Annotated in this window: 15 protein-coding genes and 3 pseudogenes; 1 reads left to right on the top strand and 17 read right to left on the bottom strand. The window is 44.8% G+C overall.

Annotated elements, in window-relative coordinates; genetic code table 11:
* Positions 1–7: 7 nt before the first annotated feature.
* Entirely contained in the window at positions 8–1693 is a 1686-nt protein-coding gene (locus tag ACJHYW_RS01770; RefSeq protein ID WP_061092704.1) for an ABC transporter ATP-binding protein/permease, read from the bottom strand.
* 200 nt (positions 1694–1893) lie between these two features.
* On the opposite strand from ACJHYW_RS01770, the gene ACJHYW_RS01765 reads away from it, so the two are divergent.
* Positions 1894–2019 (top strand): hypothetical protein, encoded by a 126-nt coding sequence (locus ACJHYW_RS01765; RefSeq protein WP_122083086.1) that lies wholly within the window; start codon positions 1894–1896, stop codon positions 2017–2019.
* Here ACJHYW_RS01765 and ACJHYW_RS01760 read toward each other — a convergent pair.
* The 16 genes and pseudogenes from ACJHYW_RS01760 to lsrK form a co-directional block, all read right to left on the bottom strand.
* Positions 1985–3142: an anaerobic sulfatase maturase gene (locus ACJHYW_RS01760; RefSeq protein WP_001299007.1), complete on the bottom strand. Its 1158-nt coding sequence runs from the start codon at positions 3140–3142 to the stop codon at positions 1985–1987. The genes ACJHYW_RS01765 and ACJHYW_RS01760 overlap by 35 nt on opposite strands.
* Positions 3143–3193: 51 nt before the next feature.
* Entirely contained in the window at positions 3194–4876 is a 1683-nt protein-coding gene (locus ACJHYW_RS01755) for a sulfatase-like hydrolase/transferase (RefSeq protein ID WP_061092703.1), read from the bottom strand.
* A 401-nt stretch (positions 4877–5277) separates the two neighbouring features.
* Entirely contained in the window at positions 5278–6039 is a 762-nt protein-coding gene (gene ydeO / locus ACJHYW_RS01750) for an acid stress response transcriptional regulator YdeO (RefSeq protein WP_000060482.1), read from the bottom strand.
* 74 nt (positions 6040–6113) lie between these two features.
* Positions 6114–6311 (bottom strand): two-component system connector SafA, encoded by a 198-nt coding sequence (gene safA / locus ACJHYW_RS01745; protein ID WP_001309504.1) that lies wholly within the window; start codon positions 6309–6311, stop codon positions 6114–6116.
* Positions 6312–6558: 247 nt separating this feature from the next.
* Positions 6559–8838, bottom strand: coding sequence for an acid resistance putative oxidoreductase YdeP (gene ydeP, locus ACJHYW_RS01740; protein WP_001571414.1), 2280 nt, complete (start codon positions 8836–8838; stop codon positions 6559–6561).
* Between the two features lie 338 nt (positions 8839–9176).
* On the bottom strand, positions 9177–10091 hold the full coding sequence (locus ACJHYW_RS01735; RefSeq protein WP_061092702.1) for a fimbrial protein: 915 nt from the start codon (positions 10089–10091) through the stop codon (positions 9177–9179).
* Positions 10092–10150: 59 nt separating this feature from the next.
* Entirely contained in the window at positions 10151–10654 is a 504-nt protein-coding gene (locus ACJHYW_RS01730; protein ID WP_061092701.1) for a fimbrial protein, read from the bottom strand.
* A 12-nt stretch (positions 10655–10666) separates the two neighbouring features.
* On the bottom strand, positions 10667–11197 hold the full coding sequence (locus ACJHYW_RS01725; RefSeq protein ID WP_001682889.1) for a fimbrial protein: 531 nt from the start codon (positions 11195–11197) through the stop codon (positions 10667–10669).
* Positions 11198–11210: 13 nt separating this feature from the next.
* Positions 11211–13862 carry a fimbria/pilus outer membrane usher protein gene (locus ACJHYW_RS01720; RefSeq protein ID WP_061092700.1) on the bottom strand — a complete coding sequence of 884 codons (2652 nt, stop codon included), beginning with the start codon at positions 13860–13862 and terminating at the stop codon, positions 11211–11213.
* Positions 13863–13903: 41 nt separating this feature from the next.
* On the bottom strand, positions 13904–14614 hold the full coding sequence (locus ACJHYW_RS01715; RefSeq protein WP_061092699.1) for a fimbria/pilus periplasmic chaperone: 711 nt from the start codon (positions 14612–14614) through the stop codon (positions 13904–13906).
* Positions 14615–14974: 360 nt separating this feature from the next.
* Entirely contained in the window at positions 14975–15538 is a 564-nt protein-coding gene (fimA, locus tag ACJHYW_RS01710) for a type 1 fimbrial major subunit FimA (protein ID WP_001296758.1), read from the bottom strand.
* Positions 15539–15995: 457 nt separating this feature from the next.
* A pseudogene (locus tag ACJHYW_RS01705) lies at positions 15996–16238 on the bottom strand (helix-turn-helix transcriptional regulator); the annotation flags it as partial.
* A 441-nt stretch (positions 16239–16679) separates the two neighbouring features.
* A complete protein-coding gene (locus ACJHYW_RS01700; RefSeq protein WP_241525493.1) occupies positions 16680–16745 on the bottom strand; it encodes a hypothetical protein in 66 nt (21 codons plus the stop codon).
* 26 nt (positions 16746–16771) lie between these two features.
* Positions 16772–19471: pseudogene (locus ACJHYW_RS01695) on the bottom strand (autotransporter outer membrane beta-barrel domain-containing protein); the annotation flags it as partial.
* Entirely contained in the window at positions 19438–19527 is a 90-nt protein-coding gene (locus tag ACJHYW_RS01690; RefSeq protein WP_406576456.1) for an ESPR-type extended signal peptide-containing protein, read from the bottom strand. The gene ACJHYW_RS01690 and the pseudogene ACJHYW_RS01695, both read right to left, overlap by 34 nt.
* 523 nt (positions 19528–20050) lie before the next feature.
* A pseudogene (gene lsrK, locus ACJHYW_RS01685) lies at positions 20051–21632 on the bottom strand (autoinducer-2 kinase).
* Between the last annotated feature and the right edge of the window lie 29 nt (positions 21633–21661).

The raw sequence follows: 21661 nt of genomic DNA, 5'->3' as shown, positions 1-21661 counted from the left end.
ATTGTTTTTATAAAACCGCGCTAATGTCACAAATATCATCGGCCAGGTTCCAGACACCGGGTTGATGTGTAACCATAATGACGCCGCTTGTGGGGAGTTTTTCTCGCACTAAACGCAGTAAGCGGATTGCCTCTTGTTCCTCAAGATGAGAGGTAGTTTCGTCAAGAAATATCCATTTCGGACGTCGTAAAATTAATCGAGCCAGGGCGATACGTTGTTTTTCGCCGCTGGAAAGAATATCTCCCCAGCGATCGTGGTCATGAATACGCGTAGCCAATTTCCCCAGCCCAACCTGATGCAGTACTTCACTCAACGATTTATCGTCTACGGGCAGGGGAAGTGCTTTACAAATAATCTCTTTCAGTAAGCCGGTTTTGATTAACGGTGTTTGTGACACATACCAACTGTCAGCAGGAGAAGAAATATCACCTTTGAACCACGGCCAGCAGTGGGATAATGTTTTAAGCAGTGTAGTTTTTCCCGCACCAGAGTAACCTTTCAGTAATAGCCATTTGCCTGGCGAAACATGAAAGTTCAGGTTCTCTAATATGATCTTATTATCAGGAGTACGAATACTCGCGTCAGCCACTTGTACCGCATGTTGGCAATTTTTAGGCTTATTCGTAGGGCGCTGTTCGGTGAGTTGATGGAACTCATACAAGCGATCGATAACCGCAGCCAGTTCAGCAAGTTCATCATATTTATAAATAAACCAGCTTAAATTGTTCGATACCAGCATAAATGCCTGGCGCGATTTCATCAGTCCGCCCAGATTGATCTGTCCGCTAATAAACTGCGGCAATAACAGAAAGTAGGGAAGAACGCTAAGCGAGCGCGAATAAATATTCTGCCAGTAATCAAGCCACCGCTGACGATTCATTAAACGATGCCAGTTCTCTTTAATGGTATGAAAATTTTCGCTCAACTCCTGGCGTTGTAGAGACTCAGCATTGCTTAGCGCAATCAGTTCTGCCTGCTTATTATGCTGCACAAGATTAGTTCGAAATGTCGCTTCGCTACGTTGTTTTTCCACATTAAGCGGACGAATACGTTTACCAACCTTATGGGTAAATAAAGTTCCACCGATCACAATGAGCACGACGGTATAGACCATATACCCCTGGATATTCCATTCAGTTCCACCAACAGTGAATGAGAGCGTACCCGCGCTTTGCCAAAGAATAACGGTAAAGGTGATCAGCATGCTAAGTGACTGGATGAAGCCAAATGAAAGACTGAGCGTTTTGCTGATCAGTAAGAGAATGTCTTCAGCGATACGTTGGTCAGGGTTATCTGTATTTTTATGCTCGCCGTAGATCTGCGTGAAGTAGTAGTTTTTATCTGCAAACCAGCGATTAAGGTAGTAATCTGTTAACCATTCGCGCCAGCGAATAGTCAGTAGTTTAATTAACCATGTTTTGTTTACGGATATTAATACAAAGATCCCCAGCAGGGCAGGGAACCAAAGGACAAGCTGCCAAAGCTTATCAGTTTCTTTCTGGCTTAGCGCATTGAAAAAATCATTATTCCAGTCGTTTAACCAGACCTGAATTTTAACCACGCCAAGGATCATGGCGAGGATAATAATGATTAACAACACTGAAGTTTTATTATTCTTACGCAGCCAAAAGGGCTTCAGCAGACAGAGATACTTTGCTATCAACATACAAAACGTAATGGGAATGGTTATCATTAGCGAAAAATTGATTGTGCCATCCAATGATTATCTATGGCAATGATATACTGATGAAATTTATTTAAGTATCATTTAACAATATGAAATATAAAGAAATATTTCATTTTCAGTGGTTATGGTTATGCTATTGATAATCAAGGGTATTGCTAATGCCCTGACGCATACCTCGTAAGCCAGGATTTTCGCAAAGGAAGATGATGAAGACGAAACACCCGACAGGAATTTATGTCGGGTGCCTTGTTAAGGTCATAAGAAGGAGGCTAAGAATGGAGCTAAGGGGGAGCGTTATTAATTATTCTCCATTTGTTTTGCAACATCCATAATGTGGTAAAGCGGTACTCTGTTCTTAGCTAACTCCACCATGGCGTTCATATAAGGTACCATGGTTGAAAAAAGGATTTTATAACCTTCGCAAAAATAGGAAACAGTCTCATTGTTTACTTTAGTAATACGATGCTTAGGGCAACCACCATTGCAGATAGGTTTATATGCACATTGCTGACATTTCGCTGAAATCCGTTTTTTTTGCGCTGTCAGTTGAACACTGTTCATCGTTTTGAGTTCAGATTTATTAATGTTTCCAATTTTGTACTGTGGATAGACAAAATGATCGCATTCGTAAATATCTCCATTACTTTCAACAACCAGATTATCCTTGCAGGATTCCTGGAAAATACAACTGGTATGCCCATTCCCCAAAAAACGGCTGACAAAGCTTTCAAACTGACGGATGAAAATTTCACCCACATCGTTTTTAACCCATTGCATAAAAATGGTCGACATAAACTTGCCATAAGCCGTAGGAGGCACAGAAAAATCAATGATACGGAATGTGTTCTCACTATGACCACTGAAATCAATATTCGGCGTCCCGGTTTCGAGCAATTCGATAAATTGCATATGTTTACTGCCGATAGATTTTAAAAAATGATAAACCTCAAGAGGGTAATGGACATTAACGTTATTAATGACGGTTAACGTATTAAACTCTACTTGATATGATTTCAGACGCTCGATGGCTGCTATCACTTTTGCAAAAGTACCGTTACCTGAATTACTGCGTCTGTAACGGTCATGTAGCTCCTGGGGTCCATCGATCGAGATACCAACCAGAAACTCATGTTCTTTGAGAAAGGCACACCATTCATTATTCAATAAAATGCCATTCGTTTGTAATGCATTAAAAATACGTTTTTGACCTGCATAGCGTTGTTGATAGTGAATAACTTTACGGAAAAAATCCAGGCCAGCCAGAGTGGGTTCACCGCCTTGCCAGGTAAAATAGACCTGATTGCCAGACGCTGCGATATATTGTTTGATGAACTCTTTCAGAGTGCTGTCATCCATCCATTTTTCATGAGTAAACTGCGACTCTTTTTCAAGGTAAAAACAGTAATCACATTTGAGATTACATTGAAAACTGGAGGGCTTGGCTGTAACGTGCATCGCTATCTCGCTCAATAAGGCGGCGGAAAAATCCGCCGCATGAAGGTTTAGTTATTTCGCTTCGCTTAGTGCTTTCTTGATATTGTTAAACTTCTCCTGATTTACCTCGCTAAGCGGTGGCTGGCTGTTGTCGATAAACTCTCTTACCACGCCTTGCATCTCTTTAACGACCTGCGGATTGGCGGCGGCAATGTTATCTTTTTGCTGTAGATCCGTCAGTTTGTATAGACCTAACTGATTGTTTTCTACTGTATAGACAAGCGAATAATCGTTATTTCTCACCGTATAAGAGAATTGGCTTAAGTCCTCGGTGTTGGGGTTATGCGGGTAATCGTCTGACTGATGGCGGACAAATTTGTGGTAATTATCCCAGAAGGGAATATTTTCTTCATCAAACCAGTGAGAATAAGAGGTTATCCAGGTCAGATTTTTATGTGGCTCGCCTTGTTTCTTATCTTGCAACCACGGCAGCAAGGAAACGCCATCCAGCTTAAGGTCTTTTGGAATGCTGATATCGGCTGCATCAAGAGCTGTCGGGTAGAAATCCATTGCGGAAATCAGCTTGTCATAATTACCGGGTTGAAGTTTTCCTTTCCACCACATAAACATTGGGGTGTGAGTACCGCCAGGATAGGTCTGACTCTTATAGCCTTTTTGCGCCCCGTTCAGCGGCAGAGGACCATCGATAACCGCACCATTATCGGAGGTAAAGAGAATAATAGTATTGTCATACTGTCCGTTTTTCTTCAGTTGTTCGAGAATGCGTTTTACACCCTGATCAACAGAATAAACGGAAGCGTAGTAGTTATCTGCTGTTTGACTACCGGTATTAAATTGCTTCTGATATTGCTCCGGTGCAGGATTATCATTTGGCAGGTGCGGAGCATTATAAGCCAGGTAAAGCATAAAAGGCTGGTCAAGTGTTTTGGCACGATCAACAACGCCAATTGCCTCATCGGTTAACTGATCGCTGATATAACCTTTTGCGGGGACGCGTTCACGGTTTTTGAACAGTGAAGGGGAGTTGTAATATGCCGTTCCTGCAGCGTGGAATCCCATAAAGTAATCAAAGCCACGGTTTTGAGGTTGCCATTCTTCCGCAGAAAATGTGGTGAAGTTGTCATGATAGTCACGCGTTTGTTTATCTTCCGGTACCGGCACATTACTGATTTTTGACAAGTGCCATTTACCTACTGCTGCAGTGTAATAACCATGATTCTGGAATAATTCAGGCAAGAAAGTTTCTGTTAGCGGAATACCATCCTGAGCATCGGTATTGGAATAGACACCAAAGCGGGCGGGCGCTCGACCGGTCATTATTGCGGCGCGGGAGGGGCCGGAAACACCGTGCGCCACATAGCCGTTAGTAAAACGTACGCCTTCATCCATTAATGAAAGGAGCGTCGGCGTTGATTTTTGCGCAGCTTCAATGGCTTTATCTATCCCTATTTTGTAGGTATCGACAACTTCACGATTTTCCATTGTTTTTGGGTCAAAAGATCCCTTATCAAAAGGAAGTTGTCCATAACCAAGATCATCCATGGTCAGTACGATAATATTTGGCTTTCCTTTGGTACTGTATTCAGTCGGCGTAAAGTCTGAGAAAGCAACGTTTGTTTTGGTTGCTTTCAGCTTTACATCATCTGCCGCATGAGCAGCAAATGCAGCCATACCAGATGCCAGTATCAAAGATATCGAGGTACTTACGACACTTTTCTTTAATGCAGACTTCATAAATGTTCCTCTTCTTATTGTACTTAATTCCAAAGTAATTTTACGAAGAGAAATAAGTGGATGTAAGTGAAGTGAGTCACATAAAGAGATAGCAGATTTAGCTAAAAAAAGGGAAATAACAGTCCATAAAGCGTTGACATTACTTTCTGTTCTACTAAGTAATTTCTCGCCGATAAACAACTAATCTATTGATATTTAATAAATTATTGCATTTTAATGACAAAATGCCGAATTGAGATCATAAATAATCATGCAACAGGTTATGCAAATGCATAAATATGTGATGAATGTCACTTATTTATTTCAAGAAATATATCGCCTAAAAACAACGCGGGGCAGGAAATGGCTGCCCCATTTAATTCTTACGTAGCGTGTGTGGTTGACTACTCGTTAGCAAATAATCAAATAGCTAAAGCACTCATCGTGTTGTCCGTGTTCATACCGGTGTGCCTTTGACAACGGTACTCCTTCGAAACTCTCTTCGGACTGTTGCCGAAATGTTTGCGGAACGCATAAATAAAATAAGATGTACTCGCATAACCACATTGTTCGGCAATTTTATTGACTGAACCTTCTACGCGTATCAAATTTTTTGCGTGCTGCATTCTGGCATCTAAAAGAATCTGTGAGAATGTCGTTTGCTCTTGCTTAAGTTTTTTCTTCAACAGGCTTTCACTGATGTACAGGCAGTCACAAATATCTTTCAGCTTCCATGGGTGCGCCAGCTTCATGTTGACAATATTTCTCACTTTCCCGGAAACGGATAGCACACCGTTAGTTAATAGTGTAATGAAACCTTTGCATGTGGCAAAAATAGACAGGCAAGAAAAAAGCAAAAGTTCTGAAAAGTTATGATGATTGCGTTCTTCCGAGTTGAGATAAGCAATCATTTCATTAAGCAATCCCGTCGGTACATTTGAAGCACGTAAAAACTTCGCAGGAACAGGCACCGTCACTGTCTGGATGTTAGTGCATTGTAGATATTTTTTAATGGTGTTTTCATTAAATCCGATTTCTTTGAAATGCCGCTCATAAGGTTCAAAATGCGTACGAACAGCGTTATCTACCATCAGGATCTCGCCGTCAGAGAAGGCGTAATCTTTATCTAAAATGTTAGCGTTGAAGGCATGATGAATAAATATAACAGAACAAACGAGCGACATTTTATCTCCTTAAAACAATAAAGTTTTTATCGATACTTTTTTAACATTTCATATTTATAATTTGCTGTTTATTTTCAGTCTTGCAAACTATTGATAATGAAATGTGTAAGATCCCTTGCAATGCGACCCATTTCTGAAATACCCAGCTGATCAATTGCCGAAAAAATGGCTATCAATGTAAGGGTCAGTAATAAGACAACCACAATTACAGACATGATCCCTTTATAGTTGTCTCTTTGCGTGATTTTATTTTTCACTATGGTCGCATGCATTTCAAATGTGTTTATTAAACGAATGACGTTAAGCATCGTTAATCAGTATGCTTAATATAACAGGCTGGAGAATAGAGGAAATAGGACTGGCGCTTCAGTACTGAGCGGAGTTTCTTACATCTGTAGGCAGAAGTTTATATCTTATAGTATGTAGTTTAATTTAATCCATGTGAGCAAATTGCGCGATAATAGTCAATGAGGAATTCTTCTGCTGTGCGGATGACAGCAGAAGAAATGAGAAGAGGCATTAATTTGATGGTTCTAATTCAACCGGAATACTTTTATAGCCAGGAATGCCACTTAATGGATCGTGGTTATCAAGTGTTAGCATGTGATTCGATTCTGGAAAATAGGTCACCAGTGAGCGGTCAGCCATAGGGTAAATGACCACTTTTAATCTATCCATGCGGCGTGAGCTTCGCTTACCGTCTGGCGTAAGCGCAATAAGATTAACTCTTTCGCCGTTTTTTACACGGCAAATTTTAGCTTGTTTAGCACTCATAAAGACCACATCTCGTTGACCGAATACCCCTCGATAGCGATCATCCATACCATAAATCGTCGTGTTGTACTGATCGTGACTGCGTACTGTCGCCATGACTAGCTTACTGTTAAACGCTGAAGAGGGATCTTCTAACAGCCCTTTACTGGTAATGAAATTAGCCTTACCTGACGACGTCCTCCAGCGCCTTTCAGCAGCTGCGTTTATCAGGTGAAAACCTCCAGGATGTCGGATGCGCTGGTTATAGTCGGCGAACTCTGGCAGCACAGCTTCAATGTCATTGCGAATGCGATCATAATCTTCCACCAGATACTCCCAGGCTACCACGCTCTGGGGTAGTGCCGCCTGCGCGATACCTGCGACCACTGCACACTCTGATTTCAGCATTACACCGGCGGGTTTTAACACGCCACGCGAGGCATGAATCATCGACATTGAATCCTCAACGGTTACCGCCTGCGCACCGCTTTTTTGCATGTCAATCTCGCTACGTCCCAGAACCGGCAGAATATAGCTATGCCGTGCGGTCAGCAGATGAGAGCGGTTAAGCTTAGTGGCTACGTGTACCGCCAGATCTAATTGCGTTAACGGTACAGCGCTCGCTTCCCGATCTGGCATTGCCAGCGCAAAGTTGCCCCCCATGCAGATCAATGCTCGAGCTTGCCCCGTACATATAGCTTGCATGCTGGCGATTGCAGCATGTCCAGGTGAATGAGGTGGGGTGAAGCCATAGCGCTCACCCAGGCGATCCAGAAACTCTGCAGACGGTTTCTCGGTGATACCGACGGTTCGGTCGCCCTGTACATTAGAGTGACCTCGTAGTGGGCAGATACCCGCACCAGGCTTGCCAATGTTACCTTTCATCAACAGCAGATTGACCAGTTGCTGTACATTCTGGGTACCATGTTCGTGCTGAGTGATCCCCATCCCGTAACAGATAATGGTGCGTTCGGCAGCGGCATATGCATCAGCCAGTTCGGCGATTTGAGTCTGACTTAGTCCAGAAATACGCTCGATATCTTTCCACTCGGAATTGAGAACATCACGGCGTAGCTCGTCAAAGCCGACGGTATGCGTTTGAATAAATTCGTCATCCAGCAATGAGGGCCGACCTGCGGCGCTTGCAGCATCATCGCGCTCAATTAACAGGCGCATCATCCCCTTGAGCAACGCCATATCACCACCAATGCGCACGTTGTAGTAGGCACTGGCCAACTGAGTCTCAGAGTTCGTCAGCATTTCAAACGGGTTTTGCGGTGCGGTAAATCGCTCCAGGCCACGTTCCTGTAGAGGATTGATGGCGATCATTTTCGCTCCCCGTTTCACTAAAGCGCGCAACGAAGTCAACATGCGAGGGTGGTTTGTACCAGGGTTATGCCCAATGCAAATGACTAAATCGCATTTCTCAAAGTCTTCCAGCAACACGGTCCCTTTACCTACACCGATACTCGCTGCCAAACCCACACTGGTCGGTTCATGGCACATGTTGGAGCAGTCGGGGAAGTTATTGCTCCCGTATTCACGGGCAAAAAGCTGATAAAGAAAGGCAGCTTCATTGGAAGTGCGGCCCGAAGTATAGAATTCAACCTGATTGGGATCACTATAGCTTTGAAGGCGTTCGCCAATTTCGTCGAAAGCTTGTTGCCAGCTTAATGGCTTGTAACAGTCGCTGACGGCATCATATTTCAAAGGCTGGGTGAGACGCCCCGCAGCCTCAAGCTCGTGGTCTCCCCAGGTAAGTAATGATTGAACCGTATTCTCAGCAAAGAAAGAGGCGTTTACCTGCTTATCCGTGACTTCCCAGGCGATTGCTTTTGCGCCATTTTCACAAATGTCGAATGACGCACTGTGCTTAGGATCTGGCCATGCACAACCCGGACAGTCAAAGCCCTCTGGCTTATTCATGTCAAACATGGCAATAACATCCTGGCGTATATCCATCTGCTTACGTACTGCATTCGCTACGGATTTAACAGCACCCCAACCACCGGCAGCCCCCTGGTAGGATTCAATTTTTTTCTTCATCTACTTATCCTGTGTGGAAATGAATTATTAGGATTTGAAATAGCGATGATGCACAGTATATACAAAGGGATTATCGTCAATATGGATATATAAGAGTAGGGGACTACTCTCTTTCTATTTTTAATCTATTATCGTTAAATAATAGAATGGTATAAATACGATAAGTTAAGCATCATCTCTCATAGTGTTTAAATTAACATGTTTTTCAATATAAAAAATAAGACTCTGGCGTTAATTGTGCGCGGATTTTCTTACAGGTGTAGGATAATAGCCTTCACAAAATAATTATCCGCGCAATTTTCGCGAATGGAGCGCTTAGACTAAGGTCAAAATCACAATTATTCATAGATAAAAGTGACACCAATGACTGACTGGACGGCTCCGGCTGCAACCTTGTTTCCTGTTTGTCCATAGGTTGCGCTTAAACCCAGAGGTACTTTGCTTTTATTTACTGTCCCCAGGGAGACATTTTCTCCCGTTGCCAGTATTTTTCCATTACGTATCAGAGAGACACCCACTCCCGATGCTTTTGTTGCATCAGGTGCCGTGTTAGCAAACACTTGTCGGGCACTGTCAGTGGTGGCACCCGAAAGATAAAATGAGAGCTTTTGTTCGCTTGAGCAATATACGCCAAGGGGTATTTCTGCGCTTCCAGGAAAGTCCGGGAGATCCACGGTGACATTACGACTATCAACAGTGCAGCCGCCTGTTGGCATAACAACACTGTTATTTGAAATAATATTCCACGTAAAATTACGCGGATTTCCGCTTCCTAACGTGGCAATTTTATACATATGAATACGGGCAATAACTTCCCCGGCTTTTATGACAACTCCACCGGCCGCCCCGACTGTGGTAATATAGAGTTTTAACGGTAATGGCATCGGTGTCTTATCACCAATATCCAATACGTTGGTATTTGTCGTCAACGGGAAGGGGTAGGTCACATTATTCCAGTACAGCGATCCCTTATATGACTGTAGAGAGCCTGCGAAAGCTGAGCCTTGTACCAGGTTTATATGATCAGTGTCGTACCAGCCGCCGTAATCATTCCAGCAACTTATATGCTGAGACAAGTCTACAACCAGATTCTGGCCCGGCTGTATTACAGGGTCGAGATTAACATAAACAGAGGTTGTACCAGCTCCAATACTTGACCCGCCATCGACATTACAACTGAAGGCAAAAACTTTACCTGCCATTAATAGAAAATAAATACCGAACAGGACCTTTATACTGATTGTTTTACCCATGATATATCCTAAGGTTAAAAAATTGATTTAAAAAGAAGGCTAAGAAAATCGAATCGACGTTATTGCCAGGTGTAGATCACATTGATTAGCGCCTCGATCGTTCCCTGGCTTGCGTTTCCATTCACCGTGATAGCTCTTGCCTTAAGTGGAAACTGTGCATTACGAGTGATCTCATCAACAATAACCGTTTTGCTATCGCCATTTTTTAACGTCGCATCCTGGTCATCCCTCAGCTCTATCTGAATATTTTCGGCAGTACCTTCATTTTTGTAATAACCCGTATTGTCAGTTGAACCTGTCACGATTGCCGTCACTGCACTTGTTTCAATCGGACAATCGGTTAATGACAAAGTAATATTGTGCCAGCCAGATGCAGAACCAGGTTGTTGCAGATTGCGTGTATAAAGATCTCCGAGATTAACGTTAGCTTCTTTGGTTTGAATAGTGCATGGTTTAGAGACTACCCGACCATTAACAGTGATAGTGACATCGGCGGCCTGGAGAGTTGCTGTGAATAATGTGCAAAACGTAGCTAACAGGAACCTCTTGTGAAGTCTTTTCATATCTGACTCTGATTATTGAAATTCAAGGGTAAAGGTTGCCGAAGCGCTCACCAGTCCAGGATTGACGGACTTCTGAGTTGACTTCAAACGAGCGGAGTAAGGCAAAATATTGTTCTGTTCTGGTACCAATGGGATCCACTGCATCCCGGCATGAAGGTCATTCAATTTCACCGGACGCATATTTCCGTCCAGTATTTCTATACCCAAACCGGAGGCCGTATTGCTTCCTTCATCCAGTTTCAACAGAGTATTATTTTCTGCATCCTCAATACCGTTAAATGCAACCCGAACTCCCGTTGTCCCTTTGCTGCATTCACTTAATGTAATCTGAAAAGGGACGGCTGGACTTGTGCTACCGGTCGTTGGAAATTGTCTGGCACTGTTTTTTTGGAGATCTACGGTAAAATTAAGCGAATCCGATGAGACTGTACAGCCATAATCGAGGACGCGCCCGCTAATTTTAATAACGCTATCTGCAGATAAAGCAGAATAGGTGGTTAACCCCAGACATAAACCGAGGAAAATAATGTTATTGTATTTCATAATCTATTGTTCCTTAGCGACAGATTGCTGTCTGCTGGTTCAGTAAGGTACCAGGAGAGACTGCAGGAAGCTTGTAACCGACAATACAGTTTGAGTTTTTATCATTGCCCCATGAAACCTGTAATTTCCCTGACTGCGGAAGTCCAGTCAGATAAACCTGACCATTTTCCGCGACAATGCTGCCATTTTTATTCTCTCCGTGAGTGACAATTGCACCGAATGGAACGCTCTTATTACCGTACTTCAACGTCATTAATACTTTCCCGCCGATTTGTGCATTAAATGTTGCTCTGGCAATAGCACCGTGAGTTGGGATGACAGTGACAACGGTTTCATCCAGTTCAACATTATCTGCAAGGGAATTCGCGTTAAGAGCGACACGATTTTCTCTATATTCTGTCGCAAATGGTAATATTGCATAGCCACGCCAGTCGGTATGAATACCGGTCTGGTTCTCTATTTTGACATTATCAGCGCCAGGAGCCTTAACCAGAACCATTGTGTCGCCCAGCGGCTGTCCAAAGGTGATGCCATCAGCATGAGCAATAATGCCACCACTCATTCCGTAATAAATCTGGCTGCTGTCACCACTCCGACTGTAACCGATATTCGTATTACCGTAAGCTCCACGATAATTAAGAGAACTGTAACCACTGGTGCCAGACGATGTATTACCCCCGTGGGTGTTACCGACCTGAACACTATAATTCAGGTTATTATCCGGCAGCAGAGTGCCATAAACTCCCGATAGGTTGGTCATGCCGCCTTTCAAATCGTTTGACATACTGTAACTGGCGTTTGAGTTACGAAATGCCGACTGACTGTCTGTACGCATCCAATGACTGAAGGGAACATTAAGCGTAAAAGCAAGTAAATGATCCCGATCGTTTTGCCATATATTATTGGAATAGCTGTAATTCAGCGAAGTCGTAATATCACTAAACGGCACATTTAATCCAAATGATATTTGCTGGTCGCTGCGTGACGTGTTCCAGTAACTTTGGCGACTGGCACTGAAAAATGTCGTACCGTAATTTCCAAGCTGCTGAGAGATGCTTATTTGTTCCTGACCACGCTTACTGTAGAACAGATTAAAATAATCAATAAATTGTGTCTGCTCATTGCTGTCTCCGGTAGGAGGCTTGACGGTGTAACCACTCATTCGACTGTAGGCACTGTCGGATAAGTTATAAAAACCTTGCGTAGAATAGCGATATCCTGCGACCTGGATATTGGTTCCCGTCTGGTAGAAGGATTTGCTGTAGACGGATTTAATCGATTGCCCGCTGTGACGGGTGCCATCTGCAAGTGTCGTATTGGCCTGCGTGATATCGAAAGAAAAGGCACCAAAAAGTCCTAAATCTTTACCAATACCAAGGTTGAAGGCCTGATAATCTTCTGCAATTTGCATTCCGCCATAAGGTGTCCAGTTTCCTTCCAGTCCATGCATCAAGCTACCTTGTATGAACTTGGGGGAGCTTTGCAGGTTATTTCCACTACGATATTCCCCCATGGCAAGCGCATAACGCGTATATCCAGCACGTTGGAGAACCGGAACAGACGAATAAGGAACATATAATGTCTGAATACTGCCGTCTGCCTCTTTTATAGTTACTTGCAGATCACCACCATTGGCCGCAGAGTTGATATCATCAATAGTAAAAGGGCCGGGTGGAACAGTAGTCTGATAAACATCGTATCCATTCTGTTTTACACTCACTTGTGCGGTGTCGCGGGCAATACCATGAATCACCGGAGCAAAACCATGTTGGCTATCGGGCAACATCGCTTCTGTTGAATTTATTTTGAGGCCACGAAAGTTCACACTATCAAAAATATCGCCATCGGTATAACTATCACCCACCGTTAACCGTGAGCGTAAGGGAATAATGTCACGTTCAGCCGACGTATTGATATGCTGCCATTTATTGCTGTCAGATGAATTGCTACTCCCACTGTTATAACTCCACGTTGAGTTATCGCGCAGTCGCCAACTACCAATGTTGATGCCACTCTGTAAATTCAAATATGCATAGTTGGATTTTCCTGCATTATGGTTACTACGATTATTAATAGAATTACCATTAAAACTATAGTTTAGAAGCCCAGCATTTATTCCTTCTTCCCACAGTTCAGGAGAAACATAGCCGCGAGCCATTCTGCCAACATAAATTTGCGGAACGGAGAGTGACAGATGTTGCTGACCAACATCAAACTCAGTTGATGCGTCGGCCAAACGATCCTGAAGTGGTGTGCATGCGCTGTTGTCCGGCACATGTTTTTCTGCCGAATGTTCTTTATTGTCTAATAACGCTGATTTTTTTATGCCAAGACTGACAAGAAGATCTGTACTCAGGCATGGGATGAGATCTGCGTTATTATCATCTGCAATAAAAGTAATATCCCGACTAGTCATAAATTCGTCGTTCAAATAAATGTCGACCCGATATGTACCAGGTGGTGCCTCGCGTCCCTTAGTAAAGGCGGATAAATCGACAGATTCAGCAAGATCATTGCTTAAAAACCGTGGATTAAAATAATACTCTGCGTCAACGGGAAAAACCGCAGTTGCTAAGCCAAGGGCAAAGGTAAGCCGTGCAAAGCGAGGCAGTATTAACACCTGATGCATACGATATGCCTTAAATGCGGCACGAAAGGCTGTCATTATTAATTCCGATTGAGTTTATTATTAATTAAGTCACTGCTTTACTGCATGGTTGCCTTAATACGCGGAGTTAATGCACCGTAATCATTGATCGTCTGAAAACTGATATCTCCGGATGCGGCATGCGGGATATCCACCGATACTTCACCTTTTGGCGGCACCATGGTGTTTGGGAGATTGCTATTTCCTGCTTTCATATTTGTTACGGTAATGAAGTAGGGCGTTGGATTAATAAGAGTGAGTTTGCTGCCGCTGCGACGAAACCGAAGCATTGCAGGCGCTTCTTCAGGTGCCATTGCCAGGTTCGTGGGGCGATAAAACATTTTTATGCGGCTAATAATTGCCAGCTGTAATGTATTCTCATTCTTCTGGTCTTTTTCCATAGCAGGAATAGCTTTGACATTAACCCAGAACAGGCTTTCACGGTCGCCTGGTAACTGATGATTAGTGGCGTTGATTATCCGCAGCGTATTCTCTTTTTTACCTTGCATGGAAAAAAGCGGTGGCGTAATGACAAACTGGGTGTCTTTTTGGTCACCTGCATTTTCTATCCATGACTGAATGAGATAGACACTGGCAGGATCATTATTCGTGACAGGCAATAAAACCTGTTTCTGGTTTGCCGGATAAATTACCCGCGTCGCACCCAGTGCGACAGCTGCGTTGGCAACGGTGCTATGGCAAGCAAAGAGCAATAAAAGTAACACTGTCGCCATAAAGGAAACAGAGTAGGGGGTACGCGTAATTTGCATCTGATGCATTCTCCATGTGTTAAGAGGATAAGCGGGAAAACCGTTACATCAGACAATCAGTAAATGTTGCTAATACATTGGCGACTCGCCGGGTTTCCAGACTTAATGCGTTTGTAATAAATGTTGGTTCTCTTTTAATAGGAAAACATTGCTACAAAGTAAATATTTTAAATAACAGTAAATTTAACTACTGTTGTTTATTGATCGTTTAGATATTATGTGATTTTTCATAGCGCTCCAAATACAAACCACTCCTCATTAATAATGAGATTCACATTTCTGAGTTGTTAGGGTGTGCGTAGCCATGCCACACACACACCGTTTCAATTTCAGATGACGTAAAGCCACCTTAATATTGAATTATAGATATTGAACTTTGAAGGTCGCATCTGCGTTTGCAGTACCAGCTACGGACTGCCCGAGTGCAATATAACGAGCCTGGAACGGCAGTATATTCGTGCCATCAATCAAGTCAGTTTTAGCGCTAAAAGTGGCACCATCAAGTATTAATACCTCACCCGTACGGTCCAAAATTTGAATACCGACATTTTGGGCAGAGCCTGCCGCTGAACTCTGCAGCGCTAAGGTATCGTCATTACTGGTGACAGTAGTACCCAGGAATGCAACAGCTGCATTACTGGAAACATTGGTATCACAATCATTCAGCTTGATATTGAAGCCAACGGCGGAGCTGAGGTCACCCGCTTTAGCCAGGCGAGAAGAACGGACCTGACCCAGCTCAACCGTTTGGTTCATTGATTCTGAATCAATCGCACAAGCGGCATTTACCACTTCACCTTTAAAATGAATAACACCGCCATTAACAGTGGTCGTTACTGATTCATCACCCTCGGCTGCGCTTACCGCAGCAGACGACATCGCCAACACAGAAACGACAATCATACCGACATGTTTGAGTTTCATAATTCTCCAAAATTTATATTTAAGTAGCTGAATAAAGAAAGTTAACAATCAAGTCATTCTGTTATTACTTATAAAACAAGAATCATTCTTGATGGGATATTGCCCTGAGAATATAGTTTCCGGGGTTATTACATTTCACGAAGAACGATAATATCTTTAAATTACAAGGACACCTAATCACAACAAGTTTATTGCAGCACTTGTTGTAGAGAGTATTTGCAAAGACATTTTATGTCGCTAAATAACATGACGATTTCATTATGCATGTTATTTATAAACCGTGACTAAACAGAATATTATTGCGAACAAGGGAAGTGTCAGGAAAGGTCAAGAGCGACCAATGGCTTATATGGCTATAAATCATTAGCTATAGTTAATGTTTGCCTGGTGTAACTAACACGGAATTGCTCTAAACAGATAAGTGCAGGGTTTATTAAAGCTGACCGACAGACTTTCTTTACCTGGTAATATCTCTCTTAGGTGACTCTCCAAACATCCGCGAATATTCCCGACAGAAATGGGATAAGCTTTCGTAACCGACAGCATAGGCTGCAGTGGTGACATCGTAATGTTCATTCAGCATCAGTCGCCTGGCTTCATTGAGGCGTAGCCATTTCTGATACCGGAGTGGACTCATTCCCGCAAGCTGTCTGAAGTGTTGATGGAAAGAGGGGGTGTTCATTTGCACGCGGTTTGCCAGCCTGACTCTTCAACGCAGGGAAGATGCGGCAAACGGCAAACCTGCATACCAGCCAGGCACAGGCCAATCATGAAAGAGGAGAGGCTTTATGTTCTGGAACCCTGAAGTAATAACGACGACCGGAAAATCGCTTCGCATCACTCAAATCACATTTAACATAATATACATTATGCGCACCAACATAACCCAAGGGAGAATCCAGTCGTTGGCGGTCATGATGTCCTGCTCATTAACAACGACCAAAACCCCATATCTTACTTAATACCGTATTCTCGGCTTAACCGGTCTGCAACCTCAACACATTGGTTTCAACTACATCTTATCCGCTCTACGGGATAAACGCTGCGATATCCGCGATCGCGGATAAAAAGGAGGATTTAAAAGTCGTTTGAAGTCGGCAATATTAAGCCGCATGCATCTTCGACATGCGGCTTATACGGTTTACCAGCTATATTTCACACCCAGCATGCCCTGAGTATCGCTATAGCCTTTATCACCTAGTTGCACACCGACATTCCCCCACAGGCTAAGGTTGTTATATTCGCATCGTTCTGATACCAGGTCGCGTACAGTCCTGCGCTGTAACCGCTGATGCGCCCATCCGATTTATAACCCACATGATTACTCTGAGTATTACTGTGCTGATTGGCATAGCCTGCCATGACGCCGAGATGCCAGCGATCCTGCGTGCTACTCCACTGCGCCAAATCGCCGCCTAGCTGCAATACATAGCGGTTAGCCTGAGTATTTAGCTGACCATCACCGGTCCTGAAACGTTCGTGCCCTCCGACATGACGCATCCACATACTGGTTGCCGAATCCTGAACTCGCAGTGAATCTGTATACTGCGGCTCACCCAGACGGTCGTGTAAGCGATGGCTAAACAGCGAGTTGGCTGCGGCAATGTTGCTGATATAGCTTCCGGCCTCCGGGCGATAAACTGATGGGCCTTCCGGATCCACAACAGGGGGATTATTGATGGGATCGGGTGTATCCGCTGGCGTTACGCCGTCCCATTTACTGGTCAGATACCAGTTTTTCTCGTCATTCCCCTTCCCTTTAGCCAGCGTGTAGACGTAAGCCCCAGCTTCGACAGTTCCGGTGGTCAGCGCGAAGTTACCTGCAGAATTACCGCCAACCTCAATGAGTTCAATACCGTTGACCGTTTGTGCACCGACGCCGCCAATGTTATCAACCCGAACGCGAGTGTTCCCTTGGGTATCGCCTTTCACGTTCATTTTATCCGTGGGTGAATTATCGCCGCCCAGCGTCGCGTTGAACGTCATCAGGCCATTGTTTCCGGTATAGTTGCCGTTAACGGTCAGTACATTCCCCGGTTTCCCCCCTTCGCTGTTCATTTGAACCGTGCCACCATTCTCCAGGTTACCGCCGACAGTGGTTTTAGCGACACGCAGTGTCCCCCCTGGCATAACGTTCACATCACCTGCAGTGGTGACATTTCCCGACATCACACCGCTGTTATGGATATTAATGTGCTGACTTGCCATATTAATGGCAGAGTCGGAACCGAAAGCAATTTCACCACCCACGATATCCGTCGTACCCTGATACGCCGCGGAATCTTTGTTAAGAGTCAGGATCCCGGTACCCAGTTTTGTCACATCACCGCTACCGCTGATACTGTGCGTCATCGCCCAGCTACGCTCAGTGGCGATGGTGAGCAGGCCATTATTGATAACGGAAGCATCCCCCAGGTTTTTCTGCTCGTTGACGCTGAGCGCGCTGCCTGCATCGATGTTGAATTGCCCCACAAAGCGGCTATTATCGCCATCCAGCTCTACGTCTGTGCTGGCGGTTGCGCTCACGATACCTTTACCGCTTATGCTATTGCGCAGTTCGCCGGTCACGTTTTTTAGCGTTAACAGACTGTCATTGGCAATATTTCCTCTGCCTAACCCCTGCGTATTGTCGAGGCTGACTTCCGCATTTGGGCTAATGCTGGTTAACGCATTGTAGCGTGCATTAAGCCCCTCGATAGCCAGTGTTCCCCCTGTAACATTCAGGTTTCCGCCACCTGTCAGTTCACCCTGACTGATCCCACCTTTATTTACCGTCAGCGCCCCCTCTTTGAACAAAACAGTCGAACCCATCTGCCCGGTGAATGTCTCTACCGTCTGCGTCGATCCATTAAGATCGACGATGGCCGCGTTGCTGATGTTCAGTTCCCGGGTGTTGCCAAGTGCACCATCCGCATCGGTACGTAATGTCCCCATCTGAACGTAGGTTGCCCCCTGATAGTCGTTCTGACCGTTGGAAAGCGAAACCTGTCGCACCGTATTGATTGCCAGATCCCCTTCACCACCGATTTTTGCCGACATATCGGCCGTTGCGCCATAGGCTCCGCCATGTTCGGCTAACGTCAGCTTTTGCCCTCCATGGATGTTCAGCGCTTTCAGCCCATAGTTAACGTACAAACCATCACCTGGTGCGGTCGTGAGGCGGAATCCATAATCACCCTCGGCGACCACCGTTCCGTTTTGCGCAATGTGTAACGTTTTGTCCGCTTCCACCTCGTCGCCCTGTAAATCACGTAACGTTAATGAGCCACCCGACCCAATAACCGTTTGCGCCTTCACCAGTTGAACGCCGACATGGCTATCATCGTGTTCCAGCAAATTGAGCGTCGTCAGAGGGTTATTCGCCATGGGATCATTCCACGGTTTAGGCACGTCGATAAGCACGTCGCCCGTCCCGTTTACCTGATAGTTACGGCCTTTCCAGGTGTAGTCACCCGCGCCGACAACCAGCGTATCGACGCTGATATATCCCTCTGCAAGCGTCGCAGCAGGAATATCCGTATCGAAAATGAGCGTACCGCCATTCATGGCCAGTCCACCAATGGATTGCTCTCCCACGTTTACCGATGTGGTATTTTCACTGTCAGACTGCAACATCGCGTGAGTAAGCGCAGCGGTGTTGTCGCGTTCCAGAGTGAAGGTACTGTCTTTCAGTTGGGCAACACCGGCGAATTCAGTCCCTGTTGCATGGGTAAAGCCAAATATCTTGTCGGAGGATGACAGCTGCACTCGCATCAAGCCATCGCCTTTGAGCGCATTGGTCAGCGTGTAATCTCCTGCGCTGTTCGTTGATGCGAGAATGTCGAGCGTACCGGGGCTTGCAATGGTGACTTCACTCGAACCCATGCCTGTTACCCCATCTGCCGTATGTGACGCAATAGTCAGGAGGCCGTCATTGACCAGCGTTTTACCGCTAAGACCTGAAATGCCTGTAGGGTGCAATTCCATATCACGCGATAGATTCTATTCATATAAACGCTCCATATACAAACAATACAGCCACGAAAGAGATGAGTCGTCAGACATTAAAAATGAAACTTATTAAATTGTCAGAGGTCTGTATTGAGTGTTGGTTGGAGGTGGGAAGGTGTCAATTTGGCTAATTTGCTAATACTTTCGAATTGATAGATTAAAAATTGCATAGTTCTTATTTTATTTAAAAATGAACCATGAGTTATTGTTGCTTAATAAGAAAAATATTTCTTTCAATAAGAAAATTACCATCATCATATTTAACAAAGAATAGCACTAATTGCTAAAAAAGAACTCTATTAAAACTCTTTTTCATTCATTTATGCTTTTAGGAATATTCGCTATAAAATAAGGGTTATGCTTAATGTTTTAAGAAAAATAGCAATTTCCCCTTGAATATATTACTGGCGATGGAACGATGAATCTGCAAGCTGGCATTTAACAAGCCAGCTCTAAAAGAAGGGAAATAAGAATACTCAAAAACTAACAGCCACGGTCATCATGATGTGGCTGTCAATGAAACTATAACCCAGGCGCTTTCCATAACGACGTCGTCAGTCCATGATCAACCAGCCCCAGCTGATCCTGATAAACTGCCTGCCACTTATCGCGTGAATCCTGATAAAGTTCATGCTTTTCTGGGTCTGGTGTGTGCGTCCGTTCCCAGCGAACCAGGCGTTCTCCGGTATCTGCCATTGATGAAAAAATTCCGGCACCGACGCCAGCTGCAATGGCACATCCTAATGCAGTGGCTTCTTTGACCACCGGAATATTGACGGGTAATCCCGAGACATCAGCGAGAATTTGACTCCATAATTTCCCTTTTGAACCTCCGCCAGCAAAAACCAGCGAGGTGGGATGAATATTCGAAAAATCAGCAATTTGCTGCAAGTTACACGCTGATACAATCGCCGCATTTTCTTCCAGCGCACGGAACAATGTCGCTTTGTTACATTTATCCGGGTCAATGGACAAGTTAATAAAGGAAGGCGCAGCGTGATACCAGGTTTTAAAGCGCATTCTGTCGGAGAATATCGGCATTACGCCCCACGACCCAGGCGGCACACGACTTGCCATCTCTTCCAGCAGCGTATAGGTGTCGATGCCTAAACGTTCGGCAATCAGTTTTTCTTCGGCACAGAAAGCATCGCGGAACCAGCGCATGGTGAGTCCGGTAAAAAAGCTTATAGATTCAGCTTGTACCATGCCAGGAATAACATGGGGATTAACGCGCACGTTCATTTCTGGGTCTGTCACCGGCGGGGCTAAGTTTACAACTTGCTGCCAGAATGTACCGCCAAGAACCGCGGTTTGTGCCGGACGGACAACGCCTAACCCCAGGCAACCAAGCTGCACGTCACCTCCTCCAACGACCACCGGAGTGCCCGCCTTCAGACCGCAGAGTTCCGCCGCTTGTGAACTTACCACGCCCAGCAATGTGCCGGTTTCTTTGACAGGAGAAAGAATATCGGCCCGCAGTCCGGCCATATCCAGCAATGCAGGTTTCCAGTCACGGGTGGTTAGATCAGGTGCCAGCGTTAGAGGGATCCACCGCCAGTTCGCCGCTGAGCATATAAGCCAGCCAGTCGCTGATCATGGTGATGGTTGATGCCTGACGGTAAATATCGGAACGATGGTGCGCCAGCCAAAGTAATCTGGGAATAGCGCTTAAAGCCAGTGTTTGTCCGGTCGCGCGATAAACTTCGTTTTCAAAGGTATTGTTGTGCAGTTCTTTAAGTTCGCTAACTTCGCGCGCCGCTCTGGCATCCACATTGGCGCAGGCCCAGATCGGTGTTCCTTCATTGTTATATAAAACAATGCCTTCACGCATAGAACATGCCGAAACGGCAGCGATATACTCCGGGTCTATGCCGGCGTTGTGCAGCGCCTGGCGCATACACTCACACGCCAGTTGCCAGTTTTTGTTGAGATCAAATTCCATAGAACCAGGAACGTCCGGTACTGCCAGATGCCGCCACTCCGCCTGTCCCACGGCTATTTGATTGCCTTCCAGGTCGAATATCACAGCCCGAATACTTCCGGTGCCTGCATCCAGCGCCATCAGGTAGTACTTTGATTCTGAAGGGGTAAAGAGTCGAGCCATTAGATTATCCTCGGCTTATGCGTTCTGTC

The organism is Escherichia sp. WS3063 (assembly GCF_046486595.1).
GTDB classification, from domain to species: Bacteria; Pseudomonadota; Gammaproteobacteria; order Enterobacterales; family Enterobacteriaceae; genus Escherichia; species Escherichia coli.
Note: the sequence above shows the minus strand (reverse complement) of the source record. Positions and strands in the feature narration are given on the sequence as shown.

What these genes read in the sequence shown, in the direction of transcription:
- ACJHYW_RS01720 (WP_061092700.1), bottom strand. Translation starts at nt 13,862, where the DNA reads ATGACAGCCTTTCGTGCCGCATTTAAGGCATATCGTATGCATCAGGTG.
- ydeP (WP_001571414.1), bottom strand. Translation starts at nt 8,838, where the DNA reads ATGAAGAAAAAAATTGAATCCTACCAGGGGGCTGCCGGTGGTTGGGGT.
- ACJHYW_RS01715 (WP_061092699.1), bottom strand. Translation starts at nt 14,614, where the DNA reads ATGCAAATTACGCGTACCCCCTACTCTGTTTCCTTTATGGCGACAGTG.
- ACJHYW_RS01730 (WP_061092701.1), bottom strand. Translation starts at nt 10,654, where the DNA reads ATGAAAAGACTTCACAAGAGGTTCCTGTTAGCTACGTTTTGCACATTA.
- ACJHYW_RS01770 (WP_061092704.1), bottom strand. Translation starts at nt 1,693, where the DNA reads ATGATAACCATTCCCATTACGTTTTGTATGTTGATAGCAAAGTATCTC.
- ACJHYW_RS01755 (WP_061092703.1), bottom strand. Translation starts at nt 4,876, where the DNA reads ATGAAGTCTGCATTAAAGAAAAGTGTCGTAAGTACCTCGATATCTTTG.
- ACJHYW_RS01725 (WP_001682889.1), bottom strand. Translation starts at nt 11,197, where the DNA reads ATGAAATACAATAACATTATTTTCCTCGGTTTATGTCTGGGGTTAACC.
- ydeO (WP_000060482.1), bottom strand. Translation starts at nt 6,039, where the DNA reads ATGTCGCTCGTTTGTTCTGTTATATTTATTCATCATGCCTTCAACGCT.
- fimA (WP_001296758.1), bottom strand. Translation starts at nt 15,538, where the DNA reads ATGAAACTCAAACATGTCGGTATGATTGTCGTTTCTGTGTTGGCGATG.
- ACJHYW_RS01765 (WP_122083086.1), top strand. Translation starts at nt 1,894, where the DNA reads ATGAAGACGAAACACCCGACAGGAATTTATGTCGGGTGCCTTGTTAAG.
- ACJHYW_RS01760 (WP_001299007.1), bottom strand. Translation starts at nt 3,142, where the DNA reads ATGCACGTTACAGCCAAGCCCTCCAGTTTTCAATGTAATCTCAAATGT.
- safA (WP_001309504.1), bottom strand. Translation starts at nt 6,311, where the DNA reads ATGCATGCGACCATAGTGAAAAATAAAATCACGCAAAGAGACAACTAT.
- ACJHYW_RS01690 (WP_406576456.1), bottom strand. Translation starts at nt 19,527, where the DNA reads ATGAATAGAATCTATCGCGTGATATGGAATTGCACCCTACAGGCATTT.
- ACJHYW_RS01735 (WP_061092702.1), bottom strand. Translation starts at nt 10,091, where the DNA reads ATGGGTAAAACAATCAGTATAAAGGTCCTGTTCGGTATTTATTTTCTA.